Annotated in this window: 11 protein-coding genes; 6 read left to right on the top strand and 5 right to left on the bottom strand. The window is 70.9% G+C overall.

All coding sequences use genetic code 11. The annotated features are described in order from the left end of the window. Positions 1-106: 106 nt before the first annotated feature. Together WMF45_RS45790 and WMF45_RS45785 are read right to left on the bottom strand one after the other, a co-directional pair. Positions 107-805, bottom strand: a complete 699-nt coding sequence (locus WMF45_RS45790; RefSeq protein WP_437713109.1) for a retron system putative HNH endonuclease — start codon at positions 803-805, stop codon at positions 107-109. Next, positions 792-2,123 carry an AAA family ATPase gene (locus tag WMF45_RS45785; protein ID WP_437713108.1) on the bottom strand — a complete coding sequence of 444 codons (1,332 nt, stop codon included), beginning with the start codon at positions 2,121-2,123 and terminating at the stop codon, positions 792-794. Before WMF45_RS45785 ends, WMF45_RS45790 begins: the two co-directional genes overlap by 14 nt. A gap of 424 nt (positions 2,124-2,547) precedes the next feature. Between WMF45_RS45785 and WMF45_RS45780 the strand changes: the two genes are divergently transcribed. The 3 genes from WMF45_RS45780 to WMF45_RS45770 all read left to right on the top strand — a co-directional run bounded on the left by WMF45_RS45780 (position 2,548) and on the right by WMF45_RS45770 (position 5,361). Then, positions 2,548-3,348: an MlaE family ABC transporter permease gene (locus WMF45_RS45780; RefSeq protein ID WP_437713107.1), complete on the top strand. Its 801-nt coding sequence runs from the start codon at positions 2,548-2,550 to the stop codon at positions 3,346-3,348. Between the two features lie 88 nt (positions 3,349-3,436). Further along, positions 3,437-4,126: a class I SAM-dependent methyltransferase gene (locus WMF45_RS45775; protein ID WP_437713106.1), complete on the top strand. Its 690-nt coding sequence runs from the start codon at positions 3,437-3,439 to the stop codon at positions 4,124-4,126. A gap of 209 nt (positions 4,127-4,335) precedes the next feature. After that, entirely contained in the window at positions 4,336-5,361 is a 1,026-nt protein-coding gene (locus WMF45_RS45770; RefSeq protein WP_437713105.1) for an NADP-dependent oxidoreductase, read from the top strand. A 91-nt stretch (positions 5,362-5,452) separates the two neighbouring features. On the opposite strand, the gene WMF45_RS45765 is transcribed toward WMF45_RS45770, so the two are convergent. Both WMF45_RS45765 and WMF45_RS45760 read right to left on the bottom strand, forming a co-directional pair. Further along, positions 5,453-6,661 (bottom strand): hypothetical protein, encoded by a 1,209-nt coding sequence (locus tag WMF45_RS45765; protein WP_437713104.1) that lies wholly within the window; start codon positions 6,659-6,661, stop codon positions 5,453-5,455. 10 nt (positions 6,662-6,671) lie between these two features. Further along, positions 6,672-7,658, bottom strand: a complete 987-nt coding sequence (locus WMF45_RS45760) for an ArsA family ATPase (RefSeq protein ID WP_437713103.1) — start codon at positions 7,656-7,658, stop codon at positions 6,672-6,674. Between the two features lie 78 nt (positions 7,659-7,736). Here WMF45_RS45760 and WMF45_RS45755 point away from each other — a divergent pair, with 78 nt between their 5' ends. From WMF45_RS45755 to WMF45_RS45745, 3 genes are all read left to right on the top strand, one after another. Beyond that, positions 7,737-8,504 (top strand): phosphoadenylyl-sulfate reductase, encoded by a 768-nt coding sequence (locus tag WMF45_RS45755; RefSeq protein ID WP_437713102.1) that lies wholly within the window; start codon positions 7,737-7,739, stop codon positions 8,502-8,504. Positions 8,505-8,633: 129 nt separating this feature from the next. Further along, complete coding sequence (locus WMF45_RS45750) at positions 8,634-9,296, top strand: HAD family hydrolase (protein ID WP_437547065.1); 663 nt, start codon at positions 8,634-8,636, stop codon at positions 9,294-9,296. Positions 9,297-9,371: 75 nt separating this feature from the next. Then, a complete protein-coding gene (locus WMF45_RS45745) occupies positions 9,372-10,952 on the top strand; it encodes a lactate racemase domain-containing protein (RefSeq protein ID WP_437713101.1) in 1,581 nt (526 codons plus the stop codon). Positions 10,953-11,060: 108 nt separating this feature from the next. Here the strand turns inward: WMF45_RS45745 and WMF45_RS45740 are convergent, their stop codons facing one another. Continuing rightward, a complete protein-coding gene (locus WMF45_RS45740; RefSeq protein ID WP_437713100.1) occupies positions 11,061-12,848 on the bottom strand; it encodes a DUF885 domain-containing protein in 1,788 nt (595 codons plus the stop codon). Positions 12,849-12,879: the final 31 nt, after the last annotated feature.

The following is a 12,879-nucleotide window of genomic DNA, read 5'->3' as shown; positions in this document are numbered from 1 at the left end:
GGCTCACCTTGGCGACGTAGCTGCGGGCAAGCGGCTCGGTGGAGGGACTACTGCGTGAGCCGAAGGCGCGGCGCGCGTTCGACAAGGTCGATCCGCATGCGCCGCTTCAGCCGAGCTGCCGAAGCTTCTTTTCCAGGTAGTAGGCAGCAGCCTGGCAGTAGGGCGGCAAGAGACCGGCCCCATCCGGAGTCGACGCAAGCGTCAGCAGCTCCTTCACGCGTGCGGCCCGCGGCGCCTTCTTCTGGAATTGAGAACGGAGGGCGCCGATCACATCCCGCCGGTTCCGTCGAAGACGAGCGATGTTGAGGTTCAGACGCTCGATCTGCGCTTCGACGCTGGCGCGCATCGCGGGCTCCAGGCCCTCGGCGGGTCGCATCTCCCCCTGGTTCGTATACGAGAACATCGAACCGACGTCGGGCGGGAATGCCGCGGGGTTCAGCTCGATCCGCTGCTCCTCTCTCGGGAGATGTCCGCGGTAGGTGTCGCAGTGATAGCGCTTGCGGTGCTCTCCTCCGCCCTCGCGGATGCCCACGTCGCCCAGACAGACCCCGAGCAGATTGTCCCAGTCGAAGACCAGCTCCGGCGACAGCGCGCGGGTCTCGAAGTGCTCGATCTTCATGCCCTCGGCGCTCGGCGGTCCGGGCAGCGGGGACATGCAGTACGCGCAGAGCCCATGCTGCTCCTTGAACGCGTGCTCCCGCATCTGCTGCCGCTGTGTTCCATGCACCGAGCTCCAGGCTGCGCCCGGGGTGCCCCGGAGGTCGGCCAGGCTCGCGGGCTCGCGGGCCTTCTCAATCCGGCGCATTTCCGGTCTCCGCCATGGAGATCTCCCACCGCGCGGTGACGATCTGAGCGTCGTCCTCGCCGAGGAGGCTCGATAGCTCCGCCAGCAGCGCCTTCGCTGCCTCGAGCTGGCCGTCATCGATCAACCGCGCGAGTTCGTCGAGCTTGTCCTGCGTCTCCTTCAGGCGCGACGGGGCACCGAGGATGTCCTCCAGGATGGTGTTGGTGTCCTTTCCCGCGATCCTCTCGACCCGGTGCGCCTGGTGATCCGGGTCGAGGAGACGCACCGATCCGCGCGGGGCCGCGGACATCACCTGAGGCGAGTGCGTTGTCACGACGAACTGGATGCCGGGGAACGCGCGAAGGAGATCGTCGAGCACGTGCCATTGCCACGCGGGGTGGAGGTGGAGATCCACCTCGTCGATGAGAACGACGCCCGTGGCCCTCGCCGGTGCTTCGGCGCCGAGCTGCGGGTTGAGCTGCGTCGCGCGCCACGCGATGTCTGCCGCCACCGCGATGAGGTTCCGCTGGCCATCGGAGAGAGCCCCGAAGGGGAGGGAGGAGCCATCCAGGAAGTCGACGCGCAATTCCTGGTGGTTGGCGCTGTAATAGATCCGGCGAGCGCCCTCGAGGCAGGCGCAGGCCGCCGCGCTCACCCCCTCCAGCTCGGGGCTTCGCACCTCGGAGAGCGGGCGCCCTTCCTCCGCGGCCCGCGCGAGGCGCTGGACGCGATCCTCCTCGCGCCAGGCCATCCAGGCCTCGAACCCCTTCTGGTCGGACGCGGCCTCGAGCGCGGCCCGGTAGCCTTGAAGCCTGGACTTCAAGCCCGCCCTCTCGGGGTTCCTGTCCCGCTTGTGGTGCCACAGCCGACCTGTTCCGTAGTAGGCGAGCACCGGGAGCGCGATGGGCTCGGCGCCCGATATCGCATCCTCAATGCCACGAGGCATGAACCGGGTCGCCTCCAGCGGACCTTCCCGACCGGACTTGGTGACGCCCGTCGTCGTGCGGCTGTCTGCGCCGCGAAGCTCCCTCGCCCACGCCACGTGGCCCAGCGGGGTTTCACCGCTCGCTTCGACGCGCACCGGGTAGCACGTCGCCGTGCTCGGGACGCCGCCGTGCATCGTGGTAACAAAGCGCGCTGCCGACTTCGGGATCGGGCGGTCGTCCCGGCTCGCGTTGAAGAAGCTCAGCCACGCGCCCAGCGCCACTGCGAGCCCTTCGAGCACGGTCGTCTTTCCCGTCCCGTTGCGGCCGACGAGCACCGTGAGCCGCGGGTCCAGATGCAGCGCGAACCGCTCGAAGGCGCGGAAGTTGAGCAACCGGATCTCGTCGATTCGCATCGCGGCTCGATGGGTGATACGCGCTGGAAACCTGGGGAGCTAGCGGTTTTCGCCGGGCTCGCTGGGTCCGCTGGCCGCCGCCTTGGGCAAGTTGAGCGCTGAGAGGATCGTGTCCTTCCGCGCCTCTTGCCGGTGCCACGCCTCTACCATGACGCAGCCAGGCACCGCCTCATGGTGCGAAGGCACCACCGCGGCGCAGCCCTACCCCGTGTGGCCTCCCGGAGTCGGCGCAGCGGGCACCTCTCCGGCGGCACCCCCACCTGCCACCGCGAAAGCCCAACAGGCCGTGCGCCCGCCCGCCGGGCGGCCTCCCCCGGCCACGCGCCGGCGCGAAGCGCGCGCCGCAGCGCGGGCGAGCGGGCGCGCGGGGTCGTCGCGAGCCCGGCCCCGTGCGCGGCGGCGTTGCGTGGTACAAGAGCGCACCGTGAAGGAAGGCGCCGAGACCAGCCGCGGCGAGCTGCTCAACAGGGCGCTGGAGCCGGTCCTCGCGTTCCTCGACAACATCGGCAACATCGTCACGCTCACCTTCCAGACGATCGTCTGGCTCGTGCGCCCGCCGTTCCGCCCCGCCCAGTTCCTCGCGGCGATGGACTTCATGGGCGCGCAGTCGGTCTTCATCGTCGGCCTGACCGGCGTCTTCAGCGGCATGGTCGTCACGCTGCAGACGTCCTACGCGCTGCGCGCGTTCAGCGCCGAGGGCCGCGTCGGCGGCCTCGTCGCGGTCTCGCTGGCCCGCGAGCTCGCGCCGGTCTTCTCCGCCATCATGGTCACCGCCCGCGCCGGCAGCGCGATGGCCGCGGAGCTCGGCAACATGCGCGTCACCGAGCAGATCGACGCGATCGCGACGATGGGCGTGAGCCCCGTGCAGTACCTGCTCTCGCCCCGGCTCTTCGCCGCGACGGTGATGCTGCCGCTGCTGTGCATCCTGTACACGAGCGTCGGCATGTGCGGCTCGTACCTCGTCGCCGTGCTCTGGCTCGGCGGCGACGAGGGCGCGTTCTTCCAGAGCATCCGCGACTTCGCCCTCCCCAAGGACATCTCCATGGGGCTCATCAAGGCGTGCGTCTTCGGCTTCATCGTCTCGTCGGTCTCGTGCCGCCACGGCTTCTACGCCTCGGGCGGCGCGCGCGGCGTCGGCGTCGCGACCACGCGCGCGGTCGTCGAGAGCTGCGTCACCGTGCTCGTCACGAACTACATCCTGACGCAGCTCCTGCTCGACATGTGAGCCGCAGCGGCGTTCTCCGGCTCTGCCTGGGCCGCGAGCGCTTGCCGCGATGCTGCGGCGCAGCGGCGCGGATGTTACGGTAGCCGGCGTGTCGCTCGATCGCGCCTCCGAAGTCGAAAAGTTCGATCACTACGCCCCCACCTACCGCGAGGCGCACCAGCGGAGCGTCCGCCTGAGCGGGGAAGGGCCCGAGTACTTCGCCGAGCACAAGCTCGGGTGCCTGGCGCGGGCCGGCGTGTCCAGCGCGCACAGCGTGCTCGACTACGGCTGCGGCACCGGCAGCCTCACGCGCTTGCTCTGCGGTCGCTTCGCCTTCGTCGGCGCCTTCGATCCGTCGGCGGAGAGCGCCAAGCTCGCGCGCGAGCAGGCGCCGAGCGCGACCGTGTACGGCGAGGAGGCCGCCATCCCGAGCGAGCGGTTCGACGCGGCCGTGCTGTCGGGCGTGCTGCACCATGTTCCGCCGCCCGAGCGCTCCAGGCTGGTGCAGGCGGTTGCGGCCAAGCTCAAGCCGGGTGGGCGCCTGTTCGTCTTCGAGCACAACCCGTACAACCCGCTCACCCGGCGGGCGGTGCGGCTGTGTCCGTTCGACGACGACGCCATCCTGCTTCCGCCACGCGAGGTGCGCGCGCTGCTCGCTGGCACGCTTGCCTCGGTGCGCCAGGACTACGTGCTGTTCTTCCCGCGGCCGCTCGCGCCCTTGCGGCCGCTCGAGCCCTGGCTCGCGTGGTTCCCGCTCGGCGCGCAGACCATGACGGTCGGCGTGCGCGCCGGCGCTTGAGGCGCCCTCGCCGAGGCCTGCCGCCCGTCCTCGCCGCTGCTCGGGGGCACGACGCGCCCGGTATCCGCTCTCGCCCTGGATTACATCGTCTGAATCGCTGGCATACGAATTCAACCCGCCGCCGGCGCCCACACGTCCTCGGCCGGCACCTCCTCCGCCGGGTCGGCTTGCACCTTCCGGTGCGGCCCCCCGGGGTCTAGCTTCGCAGGATGAGCACCTCGTCCCTCTCCAACCGCCACTATGTCCTGAAGGCGCGCCCCGAGGGCCCGCCGGACCGCAGCCATTTCGAGCTCCGCGAGGCGCCGGTCCGGGAGCCTGGCGACGGCGAAGTCCTCGTCCGCACGCGCTACCTGTCCGTCGATCCGACGAACCGGATCTGGATGAGCGACACGAAGCAGTACATGCCGCCCGTGAACCAGGGCGAGGTGATGCGCGCGCTCGGCGTCGGCGTCGTCGAGCGCTCCCGCCACCCCGACTTTGGCGCAGGAGACCTCGTCTCCGGCCTCCTCGGCTGGCAGGACTACAACGTCGCGGCGCCCGGCGATCTCGCCCTCACCCGCTTGCCCGCGCTGGACCTCCCGCTCGGCGCCTTCCTCTGCCCACTTCACGTGACCGGCGGCTTCACCGCCTACGTCGGCCTCTTCGATATCGCGCAGCCGAGGCCCGGCGAGACCATCGTCGTGTCCGGCGCCGCCGGCTCCGTGGGCTCCCTGGTCGGCCAGATGGGCAAGATCGCGGGCTGTCGCGTGGTGGGCATCGCCGGCAGCGACGCCGGGTGCCGCTATGTGACCGAGGAGCTCGGCTTCGACGCCTGCATCAATTACCGCACCGAGGATGTCGCATCGGCGCTCGACCGCGCCTGTCCGAAGGGCGTCGACATCGATTTCGAGAACGTGGGCGGCGACATCCTCGACACCGTGCTCGACAAGATGAACCTCTTCGGCAGGGTCACGATCTGCGGCCTCATCGCGACGTACAACGACAAGCAGCCCCGCCCGGGCCCTGTGCGCTTCCCGCTCATCCTGATGCAGCGTCTCCGGGTGCAGGGCTTCGTCGTCAGCGATCATCAAGCGCGCTTCCCCGAGGCCTTCGAGAAGATCCACGGCTGGATCAAGGAGGGCAGGATCCAATGGCGCGAGCGCGTGGTGGAAGGCCTCGAGAACACCCCGGATGCGCTCGGGATGCTCTTCCAGCCGAACAAGATCGGAAAGCTGCTGATCAAGGTCTCCGACTAGTCAGCCAGGCCGGCGACGCCCGTGGCGACGAGGCGGGGCAGTACCTCATCCCTGAAGTACAGAAGCTCGGCGGCGTGGTCGGCTCCGGAAGCTACCGCAGCACCCCCGGCGGCTCCGGCTCCCGCAGCGCGATCAGCGCCGGCGAGAACTGCACCGGGTACCTCGCCGGCGCGCGCAGGAGCGCGACCGCGTCCGGCAGCAGCTGGCGCGCCGCCAGGGAGCGCTCGCGCCCGGCGCTCGCCGGCTCCGGCGACTCCAGCGCGCGCCCGCCGCGCATCGCCGCGCGCGCGAGCGGGGCGAGCCTCGCGACCCCGAGCGCGCGCGGCGCCAGCATCCGCTCGTGCGCGAGGTGGATCACGTCGAAGGCCGCGCGCCCCGCCTCGTCGTAGTAGCGCGCCACCATCTTCCGCCCCGCGATCACGTCCCCGCGATCGCTCGTGCCCTGCCGGAGCGCCCACGCGCCCGCCTCCTCCAGCGCCACGAGCTCGCAGCGCGCCGCCGGCAGCCCCTCGACGGCCTCCCCGAGCCCCGACGCGACCCAGCCGCCCGCGCTCCCGCCCACGCGCCTCGCCTCGAGGAGCAGCGCCTCCTCGTCGTCGCCCCCGAGGTCGACCATCCGATCGGCGTACCAGGGCCAGCTGCCCTCGAGCGGGGACGGCGGCGGCGCGAGCTCGCCGAGGTCGATCCCCGCCTCACCGCGGAACGGGATGCCGAGCGCCGTGGCCGCGAGCGCGCTCGTCGTCGCCACCGCGCCGCCCACGTGCGCCGCGCGGGCGAGCGCGAGCGCCTCGTCGGCGAACGGCACGCTCGCCGACGACCCGTCGACGATGTCGCCCCCGCCCGCCGCGATGTGGAGCCGCGCGGCCCGCGTCGCCGCGGCCGTGCCTCGGCGGAGCGCCGGAGCGAGCAGCGCGCCCACGAGCAGCGCCTCGATGAACGGCCCCTCCACCGAGGCGACGGGCGTCCCCGGGAAGGCGATCGTCCCGTCGGGCATCGCGTCGATGTCGACCGAGAGCGGCGCGCCGGCGAGCCGCTCCTCGAGCGCGTCGCTCAGGCCGCACGCCGCGCGCGCCGCGGAGACCGCCGCCGCGTCGAAGCGCGCGCCGTCCGCCGCGAGCGCCTCGAGCGCCGCCTCGACCCCGGCGACCACGAGAAAACCCGTGTGGGGCGGCATCGCGGCGAAGGCGAGCTCGAAGCTCGCGCGCCGGTCGGCGACCCCCGCGTGGACGAGGCGATCGGCGTCGAGCAGCGCGCGTCCGTCGCGGAGCAGCGGGCTCGCTCGCAGCAGGGCAGCCGGCATCCGCCCCCGCTCAGAGCCGCTCGGCCAGCATCCGCGTGCCGGCGACCGTCGAGGCCTCGTCGAAGAGGAACGGCAGCATCACGGTGGGCAGGTCGAGATCGCGCCGCAGGCGGGCCAGGCTCTCGCGCTGCACCGACTCGCGCATCGCCCGCCGCGCGCCGGCCACGAAGGCGCTCTCGACGGTGTCCGCGGCGCGCGCCGGCGCCTGGATGTCGAGGCGCGCCGGGTCGACGAGGAGCGCCCGCTGCTCCTCGGGCGAGAACAGCGCCGGCAGCACGCCGTTGATGATCACCCGGTGGACGGGCAGGCCAAGGTCGCCCCGGACCTCCGCCACGAGCTCGACGGTCTCGGTCGCCGGCATCTCCTCGGGGAGCGTCACGACGACGACCCCGCTCCGCGCGGGATCCCTGAACATCGCCCACGCCGCCTCGGCGTCCCGGCGCAGGATGCCCGGCGGCGCCACGTCGAGGATCACCTTCGGCACCCGCAGCATGTCCACCCCGTGCCCCGTCGCGGGCGCGTCGAGCAGGACCACGTCGAAGCGGTTCGAGCCGTCCGGGAGCAGCTCCGTCGTGTGGAACCACGCCTTGCCGAGCATCGCCCACTCGAACAGCCCGGGCACCGCGCGGAAGAAGGTGCGCGTGTACTTGTTGTCGAAGACGAGATCGGCCGCGGCCCGCATCTTCAGGACCATCTCGCCGTACTCCCGGAGGGCCCTGTCCGGCGAGATGTTCACCGCCGACACGCGCTCGGCGACCTGGATGACCTCCGGGCCGATCGGCTTCGAGCCGAGGATGGCGGAGAGCCGCTCCTTCGTGTGGCACATGGCGACGAGGACGCGCTTGCCGCGGGAGGCGAAGGCGAGGGCGAGGGCGCCCGAGATCGTCGTCTTCCCGACCCCTCCCTTGCCCGTCACGAACAGGAAGCGACGGCGCTCGAGCTCCGGCAGGTCGTGGCCGAGCCCGCCCGCTTTTGAGGCTTGATAGGCGCTGTTCATTCCGCGATAGCGGAGTTAGGCGCAAGCTCCGGCGAAGGCAACCCGGATCAAGGAAACGGGCTCTGCTATGCATCGCTCATGCGCATCACCGAGCGACACCTCGAACCTCTGAACCGACGCTTCCAGGGCGCGTCACCCGTCGAGCTCCTCCGCTTCGTCCGCGAGTCCTTCGGCCCGCGCGCGGCCATCATGAGCAGCATGCAGCGCGCCGGGACCGCGCTCTGCCACGTGGCCGACCGCGCCGGGCTCTCCTTCGATGTGATCTTCGTCGACACCGGCGTGCTCCACGCCGAGACGCTCGCCACGCGCGACGAGCTCGCGCGGACCCACCCGAACCTGCGCGTCGTCACGCTGTCGCCCGAGCGCAGCTTCGCGCAGCAGACGCGCGAGGAAGGGCTGCTCTACCTCTCGAAGGAGGGCCAGGAGCGCTGCTGCGACCTCCGCAAATCGGCCCCGCTGAGCGCCATCCGGGGCCGCTACGACGCGCTCGTCGCGGCGCTGCGGCGGGGCGAGGGCGGCGCCCGCGCCAAGGTCGCGCCGTTCGGCCTCGACCCCGCGAACAACACGCTCCGCGTCCACCCCTTCGCGTCGCTGACCGGCGAGGAGCTCGACGCGTACTTCGCCGCGCACAAGGACGCGCTCGAGAACCCGCTGCACGGGATGGGCTTCCGCACCATCGGCTGCTTCCCCTGCACGACGCCGGTGCTGCCCGACGAGCCCGAGCGCGCCGGGCGCTGGCGCCACCTGGCGAGCGTCGAGTACTGCGGGATCAACCCCGTGGACCGGGGAGACACCGACGGCGGCGTCGACCTCGACGACCGGTACGAGCGCCTGTTCGCTGCGTGACGGCCCGACGACCTGCACGAGCGCATCGACGCGGCGTGGCACCTCGACGCGGCGTGACGATCGCCTGCGAACACCGGTTCGCGGCAGCTCGATCTTGACTCAAACGGCATGCAGGGAGATTTGCCCCGCATGCCGGCGAGCTACTTCGACGTAGACGGCACCCTGGTCACGACGAACCTCGTGCACCCGACGGTGTTCTACATGCTGAACCAGCCAACGCCGATGCACAGCCTCGCGAAGCTCGGCCGCGCCATCGTCAAGGCGCCGTGGATGGCGATGGCGGAGCTCCAGGATCGCCGCCTCTTCAACGAGCTGCTCTTCAGCTCGTTCGAAGGCGTCTCCGAGGATCGCCTCGTGGCGCTCGCGGAGGAGGCGTTCGCGAAGGTGCTCAAGCCGGCGATCTACGCCAAGGCGCGGGACCTCGTGAAGTGCAGCCTCGATAAGGGGCACGACGTCATCCTCATCTCCGGCGCGCTCGATTTCCTGATGCAGCTGCTCGCCGAGCACCTCGGCGCGACGGGCATCATCGCGAACCGCCTCGAGGTGAAGGACCGGTTCGCGACGGGCAAGCTCCTGCGCCCGGTGGTGGCCGGGCCCGAGAAGGCGCGGCTCATCCGCGAGCACGCCCACGCGCACGGGCACGACCTCGACGAGTGCTTCGCCTACTCGGACAGCTACTCGGACGTCCCGATGCTCTCGGTCGTCGGCTACCCGGCGGCGGTGAACCCGGACCGCAAGCTCAAGATGCTGGCGCAGGCGTACCACTGGCCGATCCTCCACCTCGCCGCATGACCCCTGCCTCCCCCCGCCGGCGGCGGGAGGCCATTCCCCAGCCCAACACGTCGCACCCCCTGCTCTGAAGGTCCCATGAGCCATCCTTGCGTCGTCACGCTAGACAGCCGCAGCGCCCCCCGGGTGCTCTTCTCAGGCGACCAGCTGGTCGAGGTCGACCTGCCCACCGGCACCCGGGTGCTCTACGCGAAGCCGCCCATCGAGCCGCTGAAGGACGTCGACGCCGCGATCCGCTACGCGATCAACCACCCGTACAACTCGGAGCCGCTCTACGCGAAGCTCCGCCCGGGGATGAAGGTCACGATCGCGGTGGACGACATCTCGCTGCCGCTGCCGCAGATGAAGCGCCCCGACATCCGCGAGCGGGTGCTCACGATCGTGCTCGACCTGCTCGCCGACTACGGCGTCGACGACGTGGAGATCATCATCGCCACGAGCGTCCACCGGCGGATGAAGGACTGGGAGGTCCGCCACATCGTCGGCGACCGGATCTTCAACGCCTACTGGCCGAAGCGGCTCTACAACCACGACGCCGAGAACGCCGCCAACATGAAGTACGTCGGCACGACCGACGTCGGCGAGGAGGTCGAGCTCAACAAGCGCGCGGTCGACAGCGACCTCGTGATCTACGTGAACCTCAACCTCGTGCCGATGGACGGCGGGCACAAGTCGGTCGCCGTCGGCCTGTGCGGGTACCGGAGCCTGCGCGCGCACCACAACCCGCGGGTGATGCGCGACTGCTACTCGTACATGGATCCGAAGAGCTCCGCGCTGCACACGAGCGTCGAGCGCATGGGCCGGCTGGCCAACAAGAAGCTCAACGTCTTCACGATCGAGACGACGATCAACAACCGCATGTTCGATCGCCCGCTCGAGTTCCTCGCGAAGAACGAGGACGACCTGAGCGCGGGTGAGAAGAGCGCGCTGCGCGCCCTCCGCTTCACGCTCTCCAAGGTGCCGCAGCCCGCGCGCCAGGCGATCTTCCAGCGCGTCCCCTCGCCGTTCGGGGTGACCGGGGTGTTCGCCGGCGAGACCGAGGCCGTCCACGAGCACACGCTGAAGCGCAGCTTCGATCAGTACCTCGTCCCGGTCTCGGGCCAGGCCGACATCCTGATCACGGGCATCCCGTACATCAGCCCGTACAACGTGAACTCGTTCCTGAACCCGCTGCTCGTGCAGGTGATGGCGAACGGCTACCTGTTCAACCTCTACCGCGGCGCGCCGATGCTCAAGAAGGGGGGGACGATGATCATCCTCCACCCCTGCACCGACCTGTTCGACAACGAGCACCACGCCCCGTACATCGAGTTCGTGCACCGGCTCCTGCCCGAGACGCGGGACGCGATGGAGCTGCACAAGCGGTACGAGAAGAAGTTCTCCGAGAACCCCGCGTACATCGAGATGTACCGCTTCGGGCACGCGTACCACCCGACCCACCCGTTCTTCATGTGGTACTGGGGCGAGGCGGGGCGGCAGCACATCGGCCGGATGATCGTGGTCGGCGCCGACAACGAGTACATCCCGCAGCTGCTCGGCTGGGAGACGGCGCGCACGATGGACGAGGCGCTCCGGATGGCGAAGCAGTCGGCCCCGCCCGCGCCGGAGATCCTGGCCCTGCACACCCCGCCGATCTTCATGGCCGACGTGACGGCCTAGCGCGCCCGCGGGGCGTGCCGCGCGACCGCTTCGAGGCGTGGTGCGAGGCGATGGACGTGCGCACGCTCAAGACGCGGCCGACGGGCTGGGCTCCCTGGAACAAGGCCTTTATAAGGGCTGTTTCCTCATCGGCGCCCTGAGCTCGGCGAGCACGCGCTCGCGGACGAGCGGCAGCGGCGGCGAGCCATGCGAGAGGAGCGCGTCGTGGAAGCGGCGCAGCGAGAACGCCGGGCCCAGGGCCGCCTTCGCCTCCTCGCGGAGCTTGAGGATCTGGAGCTTGCCGAGCGTGTAGGCGAAGTAGCCGGGGTCGAACGTCGCGCGCACCGCCTGCTCCCGCGCCGTCGCGCGGTCCTGGAAGCAGTCGTCGATGAAGCGGCGCTCGGCCTCGTCGAGGCTCATGCCCTCGGCGTGCACCCCGAGCGACACGACCACCCGGCAGTTGCGCAGCAGCGCGTCCGCGAGCTGGCCGAGGCGGCTCTGCGGGTCCTCCTTGCCGAACCCCTGATCGATCATCATCTGCTCGACGTAGTGGGCCCAGCCCTCCACGAACGAGTAGCTCCCGAACATCTTCTGCGCGTCGGTCGGCGCCCGGCTCTCCCACAGGAACTGGACGAAGTGCCCCGGGTAGACCTCGTGCACGGTCGTCGAGAGCAGCGTGCCCCGCGGCATCACGTACTCCTCCTGCTCCTTCCGGGGCCACGAGGGGTCCGGCTTCGTGATGTAGTAGAACGCCTCGAGCCCCTTCCGCTCGAACGGCCCCGGCGCGTCGAGGAAGGCGGCGTTCCAGCGCATGTAGGGCGGCGTCTCCTTCACGATCGCCCGCTCGTCGGACGGGAGGCTCACGATCTCCTTGTCGACGAGGAACTTGCGCGCCGACTCCATCATCCGCGTCGCCTCGGCGAGGAGCTGCTCCGCCTTCGGCCGGGAGGTCTTCACCTTCCTGGCGAGCTCCTGGTACGCCGCCTTGTTCGCCGCGAGGTCGTCCTCCCCCATCTTCTTGAACTCGGCGAGCGGCATCGAGAGCCCCTCCTGCGCGAGGAGGAGCTTCCGGTACCGCGCCTCCCCGAGCACGTGGCTCGCGTCGCCCTTCGGCAGCTCGACCTTCGCGAGGTGCTCGGCGAGCTTCTCCGCCGCGTCGGCGAGCGCGGCGTTCGTCTTCTCGAAATCGGCCTGGAACGCGGGGTCGCCCACGCCCTTGAGCAGCTTGACGACATCGCCGCGCAGGTACTCGGCGTAGCCGCGGAAGATCTTCACGGCCACCTCGATCACCGGCTTCGGCATCGGGCTCACGAGGTTCTCGAGGACGCGCGGCGCCTGGGCCAGCGCCGCCTTCTCGTGCTCGAGGAGGCGCCGCGCGCGCTCGGGCAGCGGCGCATACGCGCGATCGAGATAGTGGTTCACGCCGAACAGATCGCCGTAGAACTGCGGCCGCCGGCGCCACTCCTCGAGGTCCCTCCCGGTGAAGATCTTGAGGTCGATCTGCTGGAGGAGCAGCGCGCGGTCGAGCGCCTCGTCCGGGGAGAGCGCCGCGGCGTCGACGGCGGCGAGCGCCGCGCGGTCGCGCTCGAGGCGCGCGAGCCGCCGCTCCATCGCCGCGGCGCCGTAGTCGGCGACCTTGCCGTCTTGCTCGTGCAGCCCGCGCGAGCGCGCGAAGGCCGGCTCGTCCGCGACCCACTCGCGCAGGATCCGATCGCGCAGCGCGGTGAACGGCTCGCGCGGCGCTTCCTCCGGCCGCGCGGGCTCGGCGCTCGCCACAGCCTGAGGGGGCGCCGCGCCGAGAGGCGGAGGCGGCGCCGAGGCGCTCCCGCTGCAGGCGGCGAGCGGCGCGAGCGCCGCGAGGAGGCGCGGGAGCGAGCGGCGGAGGCGGCGGAGAAAGGGGTGACGGGCGACGGCCATGGCGGGCCGGAGCCTCTCAGAGCGCCCTGTG

The organism is Sorangium sp. So ce448 (genome assembly GCF_051520915.1).
GTDB classification, from domain to species: domain Bacteria; phylum Myxococcota_A; class Polyangia; order Polyangiales; family Polyangiaceae; genus Sorangium; species Sorangium cellulosum_B.
The sequence above is the reverse complement of the archived record's forward strand: the minus strand, read 5'-3'. Positions and strand labels throughout refer to the sequence as shown.

What these genes read in the sequence shown, in the direction of transcription:
- WMF45_RS45740 (WP_437713100.1), bottom strand. Translation starts at nt 12,848, where the DNA reads ATGGCCGTCGCCCGTCACCCCTTTCTCCGCCGCCTCCGCCGCTCGCTC.
- WMF45_RS45790 (WP_437713109.1), bottom strand. Translation starts at nt 805, where the DNA reads ATGCGCCGGATTGAGAAGGCCCGCGAGCCCGCGAGCCTGGCCGACCTC.
- WMF45_RS45765 (WP_437713104.1), bottom strand. Translation starts at nt 6,661, where the DNA reads ATGCCGGCTGCCCTGCTGCGAGCGAGCCCGCTGCTCCGCGACGGACGC.
- WMF45_RS45760 (WP_437713103.1), bottom strand. Translation starts at nt 7,658, where the DNA reads ATGAACAGCGCCTATCAAGCCTCAAAAGCGGGCGGGCTCGGCCACGAC.
- WMF45_RS45750 (WP_437547065.1), top strand. Translation starts at nt 8,634, where the DNA reads ATGCCGGCGAGCTACTTCGACGTAGACGGCACCCTGGTCACGACGAAC.
- WMF45_RS45785 (WP_437713108.1), bottom strand. Translation starts at nt 2,123, where the DNA reads ATGCGAATCGACGAGATCCGGTTGCTCAACTTCCGCGCCTTCGAGCGG.
- WMF45_RS45770 (WP_437713105.1), top strand. Translation starts at nt 4,336, where the DNA reads ATGAGCACCTCGTCCCTCTCCAACCGCCACTATGTCCTGAAGGCGCGC.
- WMF45_RS45755 (WP_437713102.1), top strand. Translation starts at nt 7,737, where the DNA reads ATGCGCATCACCGAGCGACACCTCGAACCTCTGAACCGACGCTTCCAG.
- WMF45_RS45745 (WP_437713101.1), top strand. Translation starts at nt 9,372, where the DNA reads ATGAGCCATCCTTGCGTCGTCACGCTAGACAGCCGCAGCGCCCCCCGG.